Annotated in this window: 14 protein-coding genes; 7 read left to right on the plus strand and 7 right to left on the minus strand. The window is 62.4% G+C overall.

Annotated elements, in window-relative coordinates:
• Window positions 1-331: 331 nt before the first annotated feature.
• Both ACYPXD_RS16185 and ACYPXD_RS16190 read right to left on the minus strand, forming a co-directional pair.
• Window positions 332-2,560, minus strand: a complete 2,229-nt coding sequence (locus tag ACYPXD_RS16185) for an NADP-dependent isocitrate dehydrogenase (RefSeq protein WP_459713063.1) — start codon at window positions 2,558-2,560, stop codon at window positions 332-334.
• A 190-nt stretch (window positions 2,561-2,750) separates the two neighbouring features.
• Window positions 2,751-3,794 carry an acyltransferase family protein gene (locus ACYPXD_RS16190; RefSeq protein WP_459713065.1) on the minus strand — a complete coding sequence of 348 codons (1,044 nt, stop codon included), beginning with the start codon at window positions 3,792-3,794 and terminating at the stop codon, window positions 2,751-2,753.
• Window positions 3,795-4,393: 599 nt separating this feature from the next.
• Between ACYPXD_RS16190 and xsc the strand changes: the two genes are divergently transcribed.
• Both xsc and pta read left to right on the plus strand, forming a co-directional pair.
• Window positions 4,394-6,223 (plus strand): sulfoacetaldehyde acetyltransferase, encoded by a 1,830-nt coding sequence (xsc, locus tag ACYPXD_RS16195; protein ID WP_459713067.1) that lies wholly within the window; start codon window positions 4,394-4,396, stop codon window positions 6,221-6,223.
• 132 nt (window positions 6,224-6,355) lie between these two features.
• On the plus strand, window positions 6,356-7,438 hold the full coding sequence (gene pta / locus ACYPXD_RS16200) for a phosphate acetyltransferase (protein WP_459713069.1): 1,083 nt from the start codon (window positions 6,356-6,358) through the stop codon (window positions 7,436-7,438).
• On the opposite strand, the gene ACYPXD_RS16205 is transcribed toward pta, so the two are convergent.
• Together ACYPXD_RS16205 and ACYPXD_RS16210 are read right to left on the minus strand one after the other, a co-directional pair.
• Entirely contained in the window at window positions 7,342-9,126 is a 1,785-nt protein-coding gene (locus ACYPXD_RS16205) for a cobaltochelatase CobT-related protein (RefSeq protein ID WP_459713071.1), read from the minus strand. The genes pta and ACYPXD_RS16205 overlap by 97 nt on opposite strands.
• Entirely contained in the window at window positions 9,123-10,112 is a 990-nt protein-coding gene (locus ACYPXD_RS16210) for an AAA family ATPase (RefSeq protein WP_459713073.1), read from the minus strand. Before ACYPXD_RS16210 ends, ACYPXD_RS16205 begins: the two co-directional genes overlap by 4 nt.
• Window positions 10,113-10,518: 406 nt before the next feature.
• Here ACYPXD_RS16210 and ACYPXD_RS16215 point away from each other — a divergent pair, with 406 nt between their 5' ends.
• The 5 genes from ACYPXD_RS16215 (at window position 10,519) to ACYPXD_RS16235 (ending at window position 13,957) form a co-directional block, all read left to right on the plus strand.
• Window positions 10,519-11,271: an IclR family transcriptional regulator gene (locus ACYPXD_RS16215; protein WP_459713075.1), complete on the plus strand. Its 753-nt coding sequence runs from the start codon at window positions 10,519-10,521 to the stop codon at window positions 11,269-11,271.
• Between the two features lie 246 nt (window positions 11,272-11,517).
• Window positions 11,518-12,447 carry an NAD(P)-dependent oxidoreductase gene (locus ACYPXD_RS16220; protein WP_459713077.1) on the plus strand — a complete coding sequence of 310 codons (930 nt, stop codon included), beginning with the start codon at window positions 11,518-11,520 and terminating at the stop codon, window positions 12,445-12,447.
• Between the two features lie 246 nt (window positions 12,448-12,693).
• On the plus strand, window positions 12,694-13,176 hold the full coding sequence (tssD, locus tag ACYPXD_RS16225; protein WP_459713079.1) for a type VI secretion system tube protein TssD: 483 nt from the start codon (window positions 12,694-12,696) through the stop codon (window positions 13,174-13,176).
• An 11-nt stretch (window positions 13,177-13,187) separates the two neighbouring features.
• The gene (locus tag ACYPXD_RS16230) at window positions 13,188-13,670 is read left to right on the plus strand and encodes a DUF2778 domain-containing protein (protein WP_459713082.1); all 483 of its coding nucleotides are present in this window, start codon (window positions 13,188-13,190) and stop codon (window positions 13,668-13,670) included.
• The gene (locus ACYPXD_RS16235) at window positions 13,667-13,957 is read left to right on the plus strand and encodes a hypothetical protein (RefSeq protein ID WP_459713084.1); all 291 of its coding nucleotides are present in this window, start codon (window positions 13,667-13,669) and stop codon (window positions 13,955-13,957) included. Before ACYPXD_RS16230 ends, ACYPXD_RS16235 begins: the two co-directional genes overlap by 4 nt.
• 117 nt (window positions 13,958-14,074) lie before the next feature.
• Here the strand turns inward: ACYPXD_RS16235 and ACYPXD_RS16240 are convergent, their stop codons facing one another.
• The 3 genes from ACYPXD_RS16240 to sauS form a co-directional block, all read right to left on the minus strand.
• On the minus strand, window positions 14,075-15,457 hold the full coding sequence (locus ACYPXD_RS16240) for an MFS transporter (RefSeq protein ID WP_459713086.1): 1,383 nt from the start codon (window positions 15,455-15,457) through the stop codon (window positions 14,075-14,077).
• A 155-nt stretch (window positions 15,458-15,612) separates the two neighbouring features.
• Window positions 15,613-17,328, minus strand: coding sequence for an AMP-binding protein (locus ACYPXD_RS16245; RefSeq protein ID WP_459713088.1), 1,716 nt, complete (start codon window positions 17,326-17,328; stop codon window positions 15,613-15,615).
• Window positions 17,325-18,788 carry an acylating sulfoacetaldehyde dehydrogenase gene (sauS, locus tag ACYPXD_RS16250; RefSeq protein WP_459713090.1) on the minus strand — a complete coding sequence of 488 codons (1,464 nt, stop codon included), beginning with the start codon at window positions 18,786-18,788 and terminating at the stop codon, window positions 17,325-17,327. Before sauS ends, ACYPXD_RS16245 begins: the two co-directional genes overlap by 4 nt.
• Window positions 18,789-18,989: the final 201 nt, after the last annotated feature.

Raw genomic sequence — 18,989 nt, forward strand, 5'->3', positions numbered from 1 at the left:
TGCCGGCCTTGTCAATTGGATGAATCGCGCCTTTGACGAACCGGCCGTGCGGCAAAGACCGCGGCCCTGCTGCGCCGGTCACCGAAAGATGTGCGAAAAGGGGGATGAAGACGCCCGCGAACGTCGGGATCCCGAACAGGGGGCGGCGGCCGCGCGGCCTGGGCGGATGGACGCTTCCTGGACAACAAAAAGCCCTGGCTTCGCGCGCGACAAGCTTGCGCGGAGCCAGGGCCACGATACCGGCTTAGATACCGGCTTAGATACCGGCTTAGATACCGGCATTAGATACCGGCATGAGCCAGGAGCGGCATAGGAGCCGCTCCGAGGTGCATTACGCGATCGTGTCAATCACCTTGTTCATTGTCGAACTCGGGCGCATCGCCTTGCTCGCGAGATCGGTGTTCGGGCGATAGTAGCCGCCGATGTTCACCGGCTTGCCTTGCGCGGCCGCCAGCTCTTCGACGATGCGCGTCTCGTTCTCCGCAAGCGCCGCGGCCACACCCTTGAACTGCGCGCTCAGGTCGGCGTCGTCGGTCTGCTTCGCCAGCGCCTCGGCCCAGTACAGGCTCAGATAGAAATGGCTGCCGCGGTTGTCGATTCCGCCGACCTTGCGCGCCGGCGACCGGTTCAGGTCGAGCAGCTTGCCCGTCGCTTCATCGAGCGTGGTTGCCAGCACCTTGGCCTTCGCATTCCCGTACGCAGCGCTCAGGTGTTCGAGCGACGCCGCCAGCGCAAGGAATTCGCCGAGCGAATCCCAGCGCAGGAAGCCTTCCTGCACCAGTTGCTGGACGTGCTTCGGCGCCGAGCCGCCCGCGCCCGTTTCGAACATGCCGCCGCCCGCCATCAACGGCACGATCGACAGCATCTTCGCGCTCGTGCCCAGTTCCATGATCGGAAACAGGTCCGTCAGGTAGTCGCGCAACACGTTGCCGGTCACCGAAATCGTGTCCTTGCCCGCGCGAATGCGCTCGAGCGAAAAACGCGTCGCGGCGACCGGCTCCAGCACGCGGATATCGAGGCCGCTCACGTCGTGCTGCTGGAGGTAGGTCTCGACCTTTTTGATCAGCTGTGCGTCGTGCGCGCGGTTGGCGTCGAGCCAGAACACCGCGGGCGTGTGCGACGCGCGGGCACGGTTTACCGCGAGCTTGACCCAATCCTGCACCGCCGCGTCCTTGGTCTGGCACATGCGCCAGATGTCGCCGGCTTCGACGGCATGCTCGAGCAGCACCTTGCCGGCCGCGTCGGTCACGCGCACCACGCCGTCTGCCGCGATCTGGAAGGTCTTGTCGTGCGAGCCGTACTCTTCGGCGGCCTGCGCCATCAGACCCACGTTCGGCACGCTGCCCATCGTGACCGGATCGAACGGGCCATGCTGCTTGCAGTCTTCGATGGTCGCCGCGTAGACGCCGGCGTAGCACCGGTCCGGGACGACTGCCTTCGCGTCGTGAAGCGCGCCATCCGCGCCCCACATCTTGCCCGACTCGCGAATCATCGCCGGCATCGACGCGTCGATAATCACGTCGCTCGGCACGTGCAGATTGGTAATGCCCTTGTCCGAATTGACCATCGCGAGATTCGGGCGCTGCGCGTATTGCGTCTGGATATCGGCTTCGATCGCATCGCGCACGTCGGCCGGCAGACTTGCCAGGCGCGCGTAAAGGTCGCCGATGCCGTTGTTCGGATTGAAGCCCGCCGCAGCCAGCGTATCCGCGTGCCTCGCCAGCACATCCTTGTAGAACGCCGACACGACCTCGCCGAACAGAATCGGGTCCGAGACCTTCATCATGGTCGCTTTCAGGTGCACGGAGAACAGCACGCCTTGCTGTTTCGCCTCGGCGATCTGCGCCTCGAGGAACGCGCGCAGCGCCTTGCGGCTCATCACGGACGCGTCGATGATCTCGCCCGCGCGCACCGCCACTTTCTCTTTGAGCACCGTCTTCGCGCCGTCGGCCGCCGTCAGTTCGATCCGGACGCTGCCCGCCTCGCCGATCAGCGCCGACTTCTCGCTGCCGTAGAAATCGCCGTGGCTCATACTCGACACGTGCGTCTTCGATTCCGCGCTCCACGCGCCCATCTTGTGCGGATGCTTGCGCGCATAGTTCTTCACCGACAGCGGCGCGCGGCGATCCGAGTTGCCTTCGCGCAAAACCGGATTCACGGCGCTGCCCTTGATCCTGTCGTAACGCGCCCTCGCGTCTTTCTCCGCGTCGGTGTTAGCCTGGTCGGGATAAGACGGCAGCTTGTACCCGAGATCGCGCAATTCGGTGATCGCGTCTTTCAGTTGCGGCACCGATGCGCTGATGTTCGGCAGCTTGATGATGTTGGCTTCGGGACGCGTGGTGAGTTCACCGAGTTCCGCGAGATCGTCGGAAATCTTCTGTTCGGCTTTCAGAACGTCAGGAAATGCAGCGATGATGCGGCCCGCAAGCGAGATGTCACGGGTTTCGACCGTGATGCCCGACGATCGCGTAAAGGCTTTGACGATCGGTAGCAGCGAGTATGTGGCGAGCGCGGGAGCTTCATCGGTGAGGGTGTAGATAATCTTCGGCGGCGTAGACATATCGGATTCAGCGTTTACACAAAAGGTCAAACCGGCGATATTAGTTGATCTGGTCGGATTCTGCAGCGTTATCTCGGCTGCGAGCCGCTTTCATGCACCATTGCGGCGAATCCTGCCCCGGTTCCGGCCCCGCTGAAACGCCCCGAATTGCGGCCACAAATACACCTATTGCCGATGGTTGAGCCGCGCGCTAAACCAGTTCCTCCGTCACCGCCGGCGCCTGCACCGGCGACAGCTTGACGCCCTTGGCAAGCCGATGCGACGGCGCTTCGATCAGCAGATAAAACAGATACGCGTACACGAGCGTCAATATCGCCGTGAACAGCCATCCCGAGCGCGTGTATTCGTCGATTGCGGGCACATAGCGCTTCACGCCTTCGAGCACGCTCGGATGGACCAGATACAGCGAGTAGCTGAATGCGCCGGCCGCCGCGAGCAATGGCGAGGCCGCCCGGTTCTTGTGATACGCGATCTCGGCGCGAATCCAGAAATACGCCACGCCGCCGACGTACATCATGCTCACGATCTTCGAAACGCCCATATGAAACAGCAGGAACTCGCTGAGCCACATCGTGAGCCACGCGCTCATGCGCCACGCCCATATCGTCCAGGTGCTTTCCAATGGCTTTAAGGCCTGTGCCTTTTCAGCGAGAATGCACCCGCTCATCCAGACCGGAAACAGGATCAACGCGGTCGCGATCGGACCGATATCGGACCATTCGGACGCCCGGTGAAAAATGTCGGAAAGCACAATGCTCGTCGCAATCGCGACGCCCATCACGGGCCACCAGCCCACCCTGAAGCGGATCGCACGAAGCGCCGGATAGACCGCGTAATAGATCTCCTCGCATACAAGGCTCCACAGCATGCTTTTCCACAGAATCGAATCGCTGCCGAAAATATGCATCTCGGGGAACAGATGCGACATCAGCGTCACTGTCACCAGAACCGGCGCGAGCACGCGGATATAACGCCGCAAGTAAAACCTTGCGATAGGAATCTTGCCGGGCCGCCTGAATGGCATGTGGATGCAAAAGCCCGAAATCACAAAAAACGCCATGACCGCCGGTAAACCCCATATCAGCGTATGGGTGAATCGATCTATCGAATGGATGGCGCCGGTCGCGCCAATTGCCTGCTTGCCGAAGAGGGGGAAATGTCCGAGATGCCCTATCGCAACCCACGCAGCCAGAACAAAGCGCAATGCATCGATCACGTCATATCTGCTTTTCATGCCTGTTCCCCACATGATTCAGTTCCTGGCACTACTGATGTGGCAAATCAATCATCAGATCAATCATTAACCGGTCTGACTGTGGCGGCGATACGCCGGAAACAAAATTAGTGCGTGGACCAATTACCGGCACGAGGCCCGACGAAGCGAGGAGCCCCCGGCGCGAAGCGCATTCATTAAATCGACATCAAAACATTACAAAACACCCCGATTTAAAAAAAGAAAATTAAATGCCTTTAAACATTGAGTTGTTAGTTATCCTCGAAAAATATCCAAATAGAATACGAACCCGCACTAATGGAATGGCCGCTTCAAAGAAGAAATTGAAATCCCGATGGCCGGAGAGTCACCCTGAACGGGGTGTCCGGCCGCCGGCCTCTCGATGTGCATGTGACGCTCACGCGCGACGGTCTGCGTGCCGCCATCCCCGCCGCGGTGCCCCACCCTGCCCATCATCGTCCGCCTCCACTTTTTTAGAGACAATACGTACCGTTTATTGATCGAAACAGGTTGACGACGGGCGAGCGATGACCTACATTCGTCTCATACACAAATATTCAGGAACATTTCGTTCCGTTTAATGTACGCACGGAGACACCATGAGCGAACACGATCAGGCGCATTCGAACCCCAGCACGGCCACCGTCACGGGCCCCCAGGCCATGACGCCTTCGGAAGCTTTCGTCGAAACCCTCGCCGCCAACGGCGTGACGGACATGTTCGGCATCATGGGCTCCGCGTTTATGGACGCGATGGATATCTTCGCGCCCGCCGGCATCCGCCTCATTCCGGTCGTTCACGAACAGGGCGCGGGCCATATGGCCGACGGCTATGCACGCGTCTCGGGGCGCCACGGCGTCGTCATCGGCCAGAACGGGCCGGGCATCAGCAACTGCGTCACCGCCATCGCGGCGGCTTACTGGGCGCACAGCCCCGTCGTCATCGTCACGCCCGAAGCGGGCACCATGGGTATCGGCCTCGGCGGCTTCCAGGAAGCGAAGCAGTTGCCGATGTTCCAGGAGTTCACCAAATACCAGGGGCATGTCACGCACCCCGCGCGCATGGCCGAGTTCACGGCCCGCTGCTTCGACCGCGCGATGTCCGAGATGGGCCCCACGCAGCTCAACATTCCGCGCGACTACTTCTATGGCCAGATCAAGGCCGAGATCGCGCAGCCGCAGCGTCTCGATCGCGGCGCCGGCGGCGAGCAGCGCCTCAACGAGGCAGCCGATCTGATCGCACAGGCGACATTCCCCGTCATCATCTCGGGCGGCGGCGTCGTCATGGCCGATGCCATCGACGAATGCAAGGCGCTGGCCGAGCGTCTCGGCGCCCCCGTCGTCAACAGCTATCTGCACAACGACTCCTTCCCTGCCCGTCATCCGTTGTGGTGCGGGCCGCTCGGCTACCAGGGCTCGAAAGCCGCGATGAAGCTGCTCGCGCAGGCCGATCTTGTGATCGCGCTGGGCTCGCGCCTCGGACCGTTCGGCACGCTGCCGCAGCACGGCCTCGAATACTGGCCGCAAAACGCGAAAATCATCCAGATCGACGCCGATCACAAGATGCTCGGCCTCGTCAAAAAGATTTCGGTCGGCATCTGCGGCGACGCGAAAGCCACGGCCGTCGCGTTGACCGAGCGCCTGAAGACCCGCACGCTGACCTGCGATGCGACGCGCGAAACGCGTGCGAGCCAGATTGCCGCCGAAAAGGCCGCGTGGGAAAAAGAACTCGACGAATGGACGCACGAACGCGACCCCTACAGCCTCGACATGATCGAGGAGCAGAAGGGCGAGCGCACACCGACCGGCGGCCAGTATCTGCATCCGCGCCAGGTGCTGCGCGAACTCGAAAAAGCGATGCCCGAAGACGTCATGGTGTCCACCGACATCGGCAACATCAATTCGATCGCCAACAGCTACCTGCGCTTTAACCGGCCGCGCAGCTTCTTCGCGGCAATGAGCTGGGGCAATTGCGGCTACGCGTTCCCGACCATCATCGGCGCAAAGGTCGCGGCGCCGCACCGGCCGGCCGTGTCGTATGCGGGCGACGGCGCGTGGGGCATGAGCCTGATGGAGACCTTGACCTGCGTGCGCCACAAGATCCCCGTGACCGCGGTCGTATTCCATAACCGCCAGTGGGGCGCGGAAAAGAAGAATCAGGTCGACTTCTACAACCGGCGTTTTGTGGCGGGCGAACTCGATAGCCCGAGCTTTGCGGGTATCGCAAAGGCGATGGGCGCCGAAGGCATCGTCGTCGACAGGCTCGAAGACGTCGGCCCCGCGCTGAAAAAGGCGATCGACATGCAGATGAATCACGGCAAAACCACGATCGTCGAGATCATGTGCACGCGCGAACTGGGCGACCCGTTCCGCCGCGATGCACTGTCGAAGCCCGTGCGCCTGCTCGACAAGTACAAGGATTACGTCTGAGTCTGGGGCGAGTCTGAGTGGGAGGAGCCCGGTATTTCCGGCTGCGTGCGGATCGACCGCACGCGCCGGACATGCCGCGTTGATCAAGACGAACCCGCGGACGCACCCGGGTTCGAACCGCACGGCGCAGCCATGAAAGCGATCAACCGGATCATCGAGCAAGCGCGTCAGCACCCGATGCGTATCGTGATGTGCGAGAGCGGCGACGCGCGGATTCTGCAGGCCGCACAACGCGCGACCGTCGCGGGCATTGCGCGCATCGTGCTGGTCGGCGAACCCGAGGCCACGCGGCAGGCCGCGCAAACGGCGGGCGTCGATCTTGCCGGCATCGATATCGTCGACCCGGCTACCTCCGCGCTCACGCGTGCTTGCGCAGACGAACTGTTCGCTCTGCGTAGCAAGAAAGGCATGACGCTCGAGCAGGCGCAACGCGACGTGCTGCATCCGCTGTGCTTTGCAAACCTGATGGTGCGGCTCGGTCACGCCGACGGATCGATTGCGGGCGCCGTCAATACCACGGCGGATGTGGTGCGCACGGCGATTCAGCTGATCGGTATTCGCCCCTCGTTCAAGCTCGTCTCGAGCTTCTTTCTGATGATGTTGTGCGAGCCCTTTCACACCATGAAAGGCGGGCTGATTTTCTCCGACTGCGCGCTCGTCGTCGATCCGGATGCGCAGCAGTTGTCCGAAATCGCGATGGCCGCGGCCGACAGCGCGCGCAGTCTGCTGATGGAAGAACCGCGCGTCGCGATGCTGTCGTTTTCCACGAGCGGCAGCGCGAAGCATGCAGCCGTCGACAAAGTGGTCGAGGCAACCCATCTCGTGCAGGCGGCCAGACCGGGGCTTGCGATCGACGGCGACGTGCAGCTCGATGCCGCGATCGTCGCGGAGATCGCGCTGCGCAAGGTGCATCACTCGCAAGTCGAAGGTCATGCGAACACGCTGATCTTTCCGAGTCTCGATGCGGGCAATATCGGTTACAAGCTCGCCGAGCGCATCGGCGGCGCGAAGGCAATCGGCCCGCTGCTGCAAGGCCTGCAGAAGCCGGCCAACGATTTATCGCGCGGTTGCTGCGCCGACGATATTTTCCACGTGGTCGCGGTGACCTGCGTGCAGGCTCAGGCCGCGGTCGGTCTGCCGATCCAGCGGACCACCTCAGAGAACAACGCCATATCGGGCGCGACGGACAGATCCACCGCGAGCGAATACCGGTAATACGGGCTCAAATCGAGCCCGACGCCAAGACCCAGCACGTCGACCTCGCCGGTTGCGCGCTGCTGCGCGACGACCTGCTTCAGATGATTGTCGAGGTAGTACGCATCGTTTGCCTGATGCGTCGCGGCATCCATCGGACTGCCATCCGATATGACGATCAGCACACGGCGCTGTGCCGCATGCGCGCGCATCCGGTTGCACGCCCATTCGACCGCCTCCCCGTCCACGCCTTCGCGAAACAGGTCGCCTTTGAGCAACGCGGCAATATCGGCGCGCGCGCGTCGCCAACTCGTGTCGGCATCCTTGAAGACGAGATTCAACACCTCGTTGAGCCGCCCCGGATGTTCGGGCCGCCCGTCGGCGATCCAGTCGGATCGAGCCCGCCCGCCATTCCACGCGCCGGTCGTGAAGCCGAGAATTTCACTGGCGATGCCCGCGCCATCGAGCGCACGCGCGAGCACGTCGACCAGCATCGCCACGGGTTCGATCCGCGCTCTCATCGAGCCCGAGCAGTCGATCAGAAAGCCGACGATCGCTCCGGACATCAGCGTGTGCCGCTCAAGACGAAACAGGCGTCGCTCGGCCGGCGAACTGACGAGCTGCGCGAGCCGCCGGCCGTCGATGCGCCCGCTTTCCTCGCCGAACGACCAGTCGTCGCGCTCCGGCTCGGCAAGCGTTGCCTTCAGCATGCGGGCAAGCCTTGCGACGTTGACCGGTTGCGCGCGAATGCGTTCGTCCAGACGCGCGCGGCATTCGGCAAGCAGCGCCTCGCGGACGCGTGTCGCCGCGTAGGCTTCGCGATCGTAGCGGTGCGTAAACACGCGGTATCCATGCTCCGACGCGCGCAGCACCCTGCTCTCACCCGTATGGGCAAGCGCGATGCCTTCGTCGTCGCCGTCTTCGAATTCGAGAAAGAGCGAGAACGCGTTTCGTGCGGCCTGTTCGTTCTGCTTGCTCTGGGCGTCGTCTTCCTCGAGGCCGGCAGCGGCGCGTTGTGCGTCGATCATCTCCCTCACGTCGCGCGCCAGTTCGAGCGCGTAAACCGCGAAGGCATGCTGATCGAAACGCGTGCGCCGCAGGTTCGCAAGCGCCACGCCGATCACCGGCGCGATAAACGCGCGCGTCGCTTCGATCACCCCTTCCGTTTCTTCCAGCACGGGCCAGCCCGACAGACGCGACCAGCACATCTGCGCGACGGTGTAGAGCAGCAACCCCGCTTCGCTGTCGATCACGCCCGACAGATAGACGCCGTGCGACCACGCGTCGAAACGCGCGCGCAGATTGTGCGCAAGACCCGGCATGCCTGGCGGCAGCAACGATTCGCAACGCAGCTGTTCGAGCGATTCGAAAAGCAGCCGTTCGACCGGATCGGCGGGCATGCGCTGCCTGTGCCATTCGGTATCCGAATGAAGCGCGCGCAACGCGGCGCCGTCGGCTGCGCCGCGCAAGGACGCCAATGACGAGTCCAACGAGGACGTCGATGATGACATCAATGAGGACGCCCCCGCCCGCTCGTCCTGTGTGACCCGCAGGTGCGGCGCGTGAAACGGCAACGGCGTCATGTTCCGGCATAAGCGGCCGCCGCTGTAATGCAAGGCGGCATCGCCGGTAATCGCGCGCACTGTCGCGGCACGCAACGCTTCCGCACGCGCGGCGCGCTGCGTGGCGGCGCGATCGGTTTCGCTCATCGCGCCGCCACCGGCAGCGTGACGGCGCTTTCGAACGAGGCCAGTTCCTTATCGAACGCGCGCTGAAAGTACTCGGCCACGATGGGCCGCTCGGCCTCGTCGCATTTATTGAGGAACGTAAGGCTAAACGCGAGGCCCGCGTCGCGAAAAATACCGATATTCTCGGCCCAGTTGATCACCGTTCGCGGCGACATCAGCGTCGACAGATCGCCGGTCGCAAAGCCCTTACGCGTAAGTTCGGCCACGCTCACCATCGATTCGACGAGCGTACGGCCGCGGTCATCGGCGAGTTCGGGCACACGCGCCAGCACGATGCGGATCTCGTCGTTGCGCGACAGGTAGTCGAGGTTGGCCACCACATTCCAGCGGTCGATCTGCGCATGATTGAGCGCCTGCGTGCCGTGATAGAGCCCATTCAGGTTGCCGAGCCCGACCGTATTGGCGGTGGCGAACAGCCGGAACGACGGATGCGGATGAATCACGCGGTTCTGATCGAGCAGCGTGAATTTGCCGTCCGTTTCGAGAATGCGCTGAATCACGAACATCACGTCGGGGCGCCCCGCATCGTATTCGTCGAACACGAGCGCAACCGGGCGCTGCAGCGCCCACGGCACGATGCCCTCCTGAAATTCGGTAACCTGAGCGCCGTCGCGCACGACGATCGCATCCTTGCCGACCAGGTCGAGCCGGCTGATATGGCCGTCCAGATTGATCCGCACGCATGGCCAGTTCAGACGCGCCGCGACCTGCTCGATATGCGAGGACTTCCCGGTGCCATGCAACCCCTGCACCATCACGCGCCGGTTGCACATAAAGCCGGCGAGAATCGCCAGCGTGACTGCCGGGTTGAACAGATAGACGTCGTCGATTTCGGGCACATGGTCGTCCCGTTCGCTGAAAGCGGGCACCTGCAGATCAACGTCGATGCCGAATACGCTGCGCGCATCGACGATACGGTCCGGCTTGCCGGTCTCGATCTCGGTCACATCGGTCTCCTCGCACGGTGCGGTTCCACCGTTTGAGCCATGATAAACCGATTCATTTTTAGATACAAATCGTACCGTTTATTTTTTCTTAAAGTTGACCGATACGCACCGGTGGCCTACATTTGATCCATATCCCACCGCCGGGAACAAATTGTTCCGCTAAATTCATTCATTGAATCTAGCACCTGGGGAGGCACCACCCGTGTCATCGATCGATTCCACCGCAGACGCAGCACCGCCGCAAACACCCGCCACGGACGCGCACGCCGCCCGTGGCGCGCGTTCCGAAAACCGCAGCGGCGCATCGCCATCGATGCCCGACACGCGCGGGTCCGATCGTTCCGCCGCACGGCACGCCAAGGCATTTCAGTACAATACGGCCGATCCATTTTCCGGAACGGCGGACATGAACAAGGCGGATACCCCGACACTGCGCGCGTTTTCGCTGCTCGAACATCTGATCGCGGCGAACGGCCCGGTTTCGCTGGCCGATATCGCTCACGACATCGACCTGCCGAAGGCGTCGCTGCACCGCATGCTTGCTTCGCTCGAAGCCGGCGGCCTCGTGATTCGCGAGCCGGGGCAAAAGAACGCGTATGTGATCGGCCCGCGGCTGTCGCAACTGGGGCTTGGCGTGATGATGCACTCGGGCGCGCGGCGCCTGCGTCACGCCATCCTCGGGCGGCTCGTGGCCGACCTCGGCGAGACCTGCAACCTGACGATGCTGCACGAAACCGAGGTGCTCTATCTCGACCGGATGGAAGCGCCGTGGCCGTTGCGGCTCGATCTGAAACCAGGTTCGCACGTGCCCGCTTACTGCAGCGCAAGCGGCAAACTGCTGCTCGCGATGCTGCCGCGCGACGAGCGTTCGGCGCTGATCCGCGCGATGCACTTTCACCGCTTCACGGCGAACACGCTGACCGACCCGGAACTGCTTGAAAGCGAGCTCGACCGCATCGCGCACAAAGGGATTGCGGTTGATAACGAGGAGTTCGTGGTCGGGATCGCCTGCGTGGCTGCGCCCGTGATCGACGAGCAGGGCCAGTGCATCGCCGCGGTCGCCGTGCATGCGCCGGTGTCGCGCACGCCGCTGCCGCGCGCGCTCGAATTCGTGCCGCGCCTGCAGGAAGCGACCAAAGAACTGGCCACGACATTCTGACTGCACTGACGGTTTTCACATAGCGCAGCGGTCCTGGCCGGCGGCAAGCTTGCTGCCGCCTTTCTGCCGCTGCGGCTGAAACCGCGCCAACGCGCACCGTCCGCGCGCATCGTTGCCGCGCCCCCCCGGACAGATTGCACATGAAAAAGTCCGCCCGCCCCGCGCCGCCGATGCGATCTTTTCCTTCCTGCGATAATCGCGGTTCCTCGCCTCATACCGTCCACACAGTCACTCGAAGGAATCGCCGTGAGCGTTACCCATCCCTCCTCCCAATCAGCCGGTGCGCGGCCGTCAGTCGCTAACGTGACGTTTCTCGGGCTCGGCGTCATGGGCTACCCGATGGCCGGGCATCTGGCCAAAGCCGGCCTGAACGTCACCGTCTACAACCGCACCGCTAAGAAAGCCCAGCAATGGGTCTCCGAATATGGCGGACGTTCGGCTGCGACGCCGCGCGAAGCGGTGCAAGGCGCGGACCTCGTGCTGTCGTGCGTCGGCAACGACAACGATCTGCGCAGCGTGGTGCTCGGCGACGACGGCGCTTACGCCGGCATGACGAAAGACGCGGTGTTCATCGATCACACCACCGCCTCGGCCGACGTCGCGCGCGAACTCGCCGCGCGGGCCGCCGAACACGGCCTGCACTTTATCGACGCGCCCGTCTCGGGCGGCGAAGCCGGCGCACAGAATGGCAAGTTGACCATCATGTGCGGCGGCGAAGCCGATGCTTTCGAGCGCGCCGCGGGCACGCTCCAGCATTACGCATCGGCCGTTACGCTGCTGGGCCCGGCCGGTTCCGGTCAGCTCGCGAAGATGGTCAACCAGATCTGCATCGCGGGCATGGTGCAAGGCCTCTCCGAAGCGCTGCATTTCGGCCAGCGCGCGGGCCTCGATATGCCGCGCGTGCTCGAGGTGATCGGCAAAGGCGCCGCCGCGAGCTGGCAGATGAGCAACCGCGGCACGACGATGCTCGACGGCAAGTTCGACTTCGGTTTCGCGGTCGACTGGATGCGCAAGGACCTTGGCATCTGTCTCGACGAAGCGAAACGCAACGGCGCATCGTTACCGGTGACCGCGCTGGTCGATCAGTTCTACGGCGACGTGCAGACGCTCGGCGGGAATCGCTACGATACGTCGAGCCTGATCTGGCGCTTGCGCAAGGTGAATCCGGCGCGTTGATCTGATTTGGATTGCGGCACTGGCGCGGGCGAACGCAGCCCGCGCGAGGCGCTCATTCAAACACACTGAGGCGGGCACACTTAAGGGGATAGTTCTCAGCTAGTTCTCTGACGCGGATGGAAGGTCGCGACACCACACGGCAATAACGCGACGGGGCCACGACAGTTTTTTACATGCGCTCCGGGGCGGCCTGCTAGAAATCGGTCCAGACAGACTTTGACCCTTTTCACACAGGAGAACAACACAATGGGAACGCCCCTGCATCTATGGCTTACCGATGAAGAAGACACACCCGTCCGTGGCGGCAGCGACGTGTTCGGACGTGAGGGAAGCATCGAGATACTGAGCCTCACGCATGGCCTCGACGCACCGGTCGATCACCACACCGGCAAGCTGATGGGCAGGCATTCACACCGGCCACTCACCGTCGAGAAGGAAATCGACCGATCGACGCCTCTGCTCTATCAGGCGATTGTGCGCGGACAGACGTTCAACAGCGCCGTGCTCAGGTGGTATCGAACAAACGACGCGGGCATCGAGGAAAACTACTTCACGATGTCCATGAAGAACGTAAAGGTCGCGTCAATTTCGCCAAAGCTGTTAAACATAAAAGAGCAACAGTATCAGCACAGGATGCACTTCGAATTTGTCGAACTGCGATACGCTGAAATCACGTGGAACTATCACGAAGGCAATTTGCTGTTTGCCGACGCCTGGCGTTACGCATGACGGAGTGAGTCATGCCGATCCAGTGCACATTCAGGCTTAACAGCCAGGTTACCTCAACGCTCTACTGCTCGGGCTTTGGCAGCGTCAATGCGTTCTCGGGGCAGAAGGATGGCCGGGATAATCCAAAAGCAATTGCCGTCGAGAAGATTGGCCCGATTCCGCCGGGGAAATACTATTTGCTCGACCGGCGCTCAGGCGGGCGTTTGGGGTGGCTCTACGACATGGTCTCACAGGCGGGCATATTTTCGAGTGACCGATCGAAATGGTTCATGCTGTGGAACGAGCGAACCGGAGACTCGACCTTTATCAACGGCGTGAGGCGTGGCGAGTTCCGATTGCATCCGGCAGGTTCGGGAAACTATAGCGAAGGCTGCATTACTGTGCCGTCGTCTGTCGAGTTTGACAGGCTCGAACGCTACATCCGGTCACGCGAACCGGACACTCCGGTACCCGGCACAACAGACAAGGCATACGGAACGGTGATCGTCCAATGAGGAGGCTCGCGCGCATCTTCGGATTTCTTGCCTGGACCTACGTGGCGGGCTCGTTGTTCGCCAGGATATATCTGGAAATGCCCATCGAGCTGCCTGACTGGCTTCGCTATGTCACGGAAGTCGTGTTACGTATGACCGACCTGGAGCCCGCGTCCCACCCTGAAGAAGCGGACATCATGGCCGAATTCATTGTCTTATGCATATCCTGGACACTGACCGGCCTGGTGCTTTGGCTGGTTGTGGTTAAAGCGTCGCGTCCAGGGAATCGCAAGTCTGATGCCGCATAGCCTTTAGCCCGGCATGGGTGTCGCGTTGCGCACGCCGTGGAGAACCAAAGTTTCCTCAAGCCGACGCAACGCGACACCGCTACCATGGACTGAACCTTCGCACTCAAGCACCCCCCCTCACTTGCGCCACCGCAACGGCCGCCGCAAATGATGCCGGTCAAGCCGCAGCGCCGGTGTCGCATGCGCGAAGGCAGGCATGCCCGCCACGTCTTCCAAACCCTGCCGTTCGCGCTCCTCGTCCGCTTCCACCGTCTTGCTCGTATCGATAAAACACGCGGCGACGATACCGATCGCAAGCAGCGCAGCGGAAATCGTAAACGGCACGTTGTAACTGCCCGTGGTCTGGATCAGATAACCGAACACGACCGGCGACACCATCCCAGCCACGCCGAAGCCCGTGTTCATCATGCCGCCGGCCGTGCCCGCGTATTTGCCGGCGATATCGAGCGGCAGCGTCCACAGCACCGGGTTTGTGATCTCGAGGAAGAAGAACGACCCCGACAGGAACAGCACGGCCATCAGCGGGCTGCTTGCCGAGATCATCGGCAGCAGGAATGCGAGCGAACCGCCCATGCCGACCACCAGCACCGCGCAGCGCGCAAAGCGCAGGCGCCCGGTGCGCTTGTACAGCTTGTCCGATACAACGCCGCCGAGCGTGTCGCCGATCACGCCCGCGAGCAGCGGCAAGGCCGTAAACAGCGCAAGGTGCTTGAGATCGAAGCCGCGCGACTCCTTCAGATACGACGGCAGCCAGGTCAGATACACCCACAACAGCCAGCCATAGCAGAAGTCGACAAAGGTCACGAGCCACATGCGGCGAATCAGTCTGCGCCACGGCGTGGCGGCATGTTTCGCGCGCTCGCAATCGCCCTTCCGGTAACCGATCTCGGCGGTTTCCTCGGGCGTGATGCGCTTGTTCTGCTCAGGCGAGTTGGTGAATACGCGCAGATAGAGCACGGTCCACGCAAGGCTCAAAACGCCGAGCAGGATGAACGAATCGCGCCAGCCGCCCCACGCGACCACCGCCAGCACGAGCGGTGGCGTCACCGCCCCGCCGAGACGCGCGAAGCTGTGCGTGATGCCCTGCGCGAAGCCGCGCTCCGACACCGGCATCCAGTATGTGAAAGCGCGCGTGGCCGTCGGGAACGCGCCGCCTTCGCCGATACCGAGTATGAAACGCAACACGACGAGCATCATGACGCTGCCGGCAAAACCGGTCAGCAGCGTGGCGACGCCCCAGATCAGCGACAACACGGTCAGCACGAGCTTCGGGCCGAACTTGTCCGACAGCCAGCCGCCGATGATCTGCATCATCGCGTACGGATAGGCGAATGCGGAGAAAATCAGTCCGAGCTCCGTCGACGTCAGTCCCATTTCATGACGGATCAACGGGCCGGCCACTGCGATGTTCACGCGATCGATGTACGAAATGAAATACATGATGCACATGACCGCCAGAATGATGTGACGCGTCTTGACGCGCCGCTTAGGCATTTCCATGTTGTCTCCAATGTATTTTTAAGGCTTCCTGGCGTTTTTGACGCCGATTGCTCGTTGCGAACTTCAGGGCGGATCGTGTCCGTCTCTTTCTACGTCTACCTGGTCTGCCCGGCTTGAATCGTTTCCTTGTGCTGCTGTATTGAACGAGCGTATCCCTATGTCTGCGTCTGCAACAGCTTCAACCGCTGCACCTTGCCCGACGGCCCGCGCGGCAGTTCCGCGACGAAGCGGAATTCCTTCGGCGTCTTGTACCGGCCCAGTTCGCGCAGGCAATGCGCGCGCAGATCGGCGATATCGAGGCTTCCACAGTGGTTCGTTTGAAGATCGCCGTCCGTTCCGCGCGGCACGATATACGCGACGATGTCCTGTCCATACGCGCTATCGGGCACACCGACGGCCGCCGCATCGAGCACGCCAGGATGCTTGAGCAAGGCCTCGTCGATTTCGCGCGGGGCGATGTTTTCGCCGCCCTTGATAATCAGTTCCTTCGCGCGGCCGTTGATAAAGAAATAGCCTTCTTCGTCGCGATAGCCGAGGTCGCCGGTGCGCAGCCACCCATCGGCCGTAAAGGCGGCGAGCGTCTCTTCGGGGCGCTTGTAGTAACCGCGCATCACCTGTTCGCCGCGCAGCACGATTTCGCCGCATTGGTTCGGCGCGCATTCGCGGCCGTCGCGGTCGAGCACCTTCGCTTCGGCGCCCGACGGCAAACCGATGCTGCCGACCTTGCGCCGCGATGCGTCATACGGATTACTGAAGATCGGTGCGGCGGTCTCCGTCATGCCCATCGTTTCGATAATACCGATGCCGAAGCGCGCTTCGAATGCGCGATGATGCTCGGCCGGTAATGCAGCGGACGCGCTCCGGCAAAACTTCAGCGCGGACAGATCGAACACGCACGCTTCATCGCAATTGAGCAGATACGCGACGATGGTCGGCACGACATTGATCCACGTGCAGCCATGAAACGCGGCATCGCGCCAGAATGTGCGCGCCGAAAAGCGCGGCGTCATCACAACCGAGCCTGCATGAAACAGCGGCGTGATCAGCGTCACGACCAGACCGTTGATGTGATAAAGCGGCAACGATGCGAGCACGCGGTCGTCGTCGGCCAGCCGATGCTCGTCGGTGATGCGCGCCGCGTTTGCCAGCAGGTTGCGGTGCGTCAGCAGCACGCCTTTGGGCAAGCCGGTCGTGCCCGACGTGTACATCAGCAGCGCCACGTCGGTCTCGCACAGCTCGTTACGCAGCGCGGATGGCGTCTCGCTTATCGTCGCGGCAACCGAACCATCGTCGCCCGACCCCGACGCGCGCTGTGCTTCGTTGCGTTGCGTCGCGGCCTCAGCCAATGCGGTTTCGGCATAAGGCAAAACGGGTAAGGCCCGCGCATCCGGTTCCGTCTCGATGACGAGAATGTCCCGCGCGAGCCTTTTCCCTTGCGATTCGGTGCGCAATTCCGCAAGCGCTGACTCGATCGCCGGATGCGTTTCTTTCTCGACGAAAATCGCACGCGTATCCGAATGCTCGACGATATAGCGAAGTTGCGACGGCTGGCAAAGCAGATTGAGCGGATTGGCGACGAGCCCGCTGTACATCGCGGCCAGCAGAATCCTGCCGGTCTGGATGCCATTGCTCATCAACACCGATACCGTGTCGCCGGGCCGTAAGCCCGCATCGAGAAAACGCGCTTCCAGCGCGCGGCAATCGTTGCGCAGTTCGGCATACGTCAACGCCGTCAAGGCGGCCGCTCGGCCCGTGCCGGCGCCGGCCGCAACAACCTCGGGTTCGCCGATGCAGTCGAGCAGGAACGGCTTGTCCGGATACTGCGCGGCGCGCTCGTCGATCAGCGCGCGAAGCGTGGCAGGCGTGCTCATCGTCCGGCCCTCCGGAAAAATTCGCCGAGCAGATCGTCCGCTTCGGGAACATGCTCCTCGATCGGATAAGCGACGCGCGTGATGTTCAGATACTGATGAAAATTCAGATTGGTGGAGAAGTTATTGCGTCCCCACGTGCCGCAGCCCATCGATAGCGAGAAAGGCAGGCCGTTGTCGAAGTTGCCGCCGGTTGCAAGGCAATGCGCCTGGTTGACGATCACGCGCGCAACCGGCAACGTCTCGCCGAGTTCGACGGCGCGCGCGGTATCGGCCGCAGCGAGCCCGGTATGCAGACCGACCGAGTGCCCCGCGCCCATATACGAATAGATGTCGCCGACAATCCCGGCCGCGTGTTCGAAGTCGCGCGCGCGATAGACGGTCAGCACCGGCGCAAGTTTTTCACCCGAAAACGGATAGCGCTCGCCGAAGCCGGTTTCCTTCACCATCAGAAACGCGGGCCCGCGCTCGGCAATCTCGTCGAGGCCCGCGACGCGCGCGATCACCGCCGCCGAACGCGCCGTGCATTGCGGCGACAGCTTGCCGTCGCGCCACATCGCGGCTTGCAGTTTCGCCTTCTGTGCATTGTCGAGCAGCACGCCGCCGCATGCGGCGAGCGCATCGAGCATCGGCTGATAGACGGCGTCTTCGATCACGACGCTGTTTTCCGATGAACAGCTCGTCGCATTGTCGAAGGTCTTCGAGAGCGCGATCTTGCGGGCCGCATCGTGCAAATCGGCCGATGCGGTAACGATCGACGCGACATTGCCCGCGCCCACCCCGAACGCCGGCGTGCCGCTTGCATAAGCCATGCGCACATTGGCCTGCGAGCCGGTCGCCACCACGAGGTCCGCCTGCCGCATCAATTCGGCCGTGGCCGCCTTGCTGATCGGCGCGGGCAGCATCTGCACGAGATCGGGCGAAAGCCCGGCCTTCTCGAGCTGCGCGTGGATAAAGCCGATCAGCAGTGCGCACGACGAATAGCCCTTCGGCGAAGGCGCGACGATTACCGCATTGCCGCATTTGAGCGCGTTGACGATCTTGTTGGCGGGCGTCGCGGCTGGATTCGTCGACGGCGTGATGGCCGCGACGACGCCGACCGCGCGCGCGATTTCCACGATGCCGTTTGCTGCATTGCGTGCGATGACGCCCGTGGTTTTCTGCCCATGCAGATCGCGCAGCAGGCCCAGTGTCTTGCGATAGTTCTTGCGGAATTTGTCGTCGGCATTGCCGAGCGCCGTGTCTCGCACCGACAGTTCGGCCAGTTGCCGGTTGCGTGCCGGCTCCATGATCGCCCACGCGGCCGCGGCGGCCGCCATATCGAGCGCGTCCTGTCCGGCCCGCTCGAATTCGCGCTGCGCGACGCGGGCCCGGCCGACGAGCGCGGCGACCTCCTCCGCGACGCTGCTCTCTGCGTGTGTCCCCTGTGCGCCCACTTCGGCGTGACTTGCCCTCACATTCATCGATCTCCTCCGAACGGTTATGTCTGGTCGTGCGAATAAATCTAGTGGGCGCGGCGACGAACGTAGTCCCGTTTTCCGAGCGTTTCTGTGCTGTCCAACGTCGTGAATCGAAAAATGCAAAATTCGGGACTTTCCTGAGTCCCGAAAACTGAGCATTCCGATGCAAAATGTCTTCTATAAATTCGATGACGGCGCGCACTT

Source organism: Paraburkholderia sp. 2C, assembly GCF_054589215.1.

Bases quoted from the DNA above. Each gene is read 5' to 3' on its own strand.
- xsc (WP_459713067.1), top strand. From the start codon at position 4,394: ATGAGCGAACACGATCAGGCGCATTCGAACCCCAGCACGGCCACCGTC.
- sauS (WP_459713090.1), bottom strand. From the start codon at position 18,788: ATGAATGTGAGGGCAAGTCACGCCGAAGTGGGCGCACAGGGGACACAC.
- ACYPXD_RS16185 (WP_459713063.1), bottom strand. From the start codon at position 2,560: ATGTCTACGCCGCCGAAGATTATCTACACCCTCACCGATGAAGCTCCC.
- ACYPXD_RS16230 (WP_459713082.1), top strand. From the start codon at position 13,188: ATGCCGATCCAGTGCACATTCAGGCTTAACAGCCAGGTTACCTCAACG.
- ACYPXD_RS16245 (WP_459713088.1), bottom strand. From the start codon at position 17,328: ATGAGCACGCCTGCCACGCTTCGCGCGCTGATCGACGAGCGCGCCGCG.
- tssD (WP_459713079.1), top strand. From the start codon at position 12,694: ATGGGAACGCCCCTGCATCTATGGCTTACCGATGAAGAAGACACACCC.
- ACYPXD_RS16235 (WP_459713084.1), top strand. From the start codon at position 13,667: ATGAGGAGGCTCGCGCGCATCTTCGGATTTCTTGCCTGGACCTACGTG.
- ACYPXD_RS16190 (WP_459713065.1), bottom strand. From the start codon at position 3,794: ATGAAAAGCAGATATGACGTGATCGATGCATTGCGCTTTGTTCTGGCT.
- ACYPXD_RS16240 (WP_459713086.1), bottom strand. From the start codon at position 15,457: ATGGAAATGCCTAAGCGGCGCGTCAAGACGCGTCACATCATTCTGGCG.
- pta (WP_459713069.1), top strand. From the start codon at position 6,356: ATGAAAGCGATCAACCGGATCATCGAGCAAGCGCGTCAGCACCCGATG.
- ACYPXD_RS16215 (WP_459713075.1), top strand. From the start codon at position 10,519: ATGAACAAGGCGGATACCCCGACACTGCGCGCGTTTTCGCTGCTCGAA.
- ACYPXD_RS16205 (WP_459713071.1), bottom strand. From the start codon at position 9,126: ATGAGCGAAACCGATCGCGCCGCCACGCAGCGCGCCGCGCGTGCGGAA.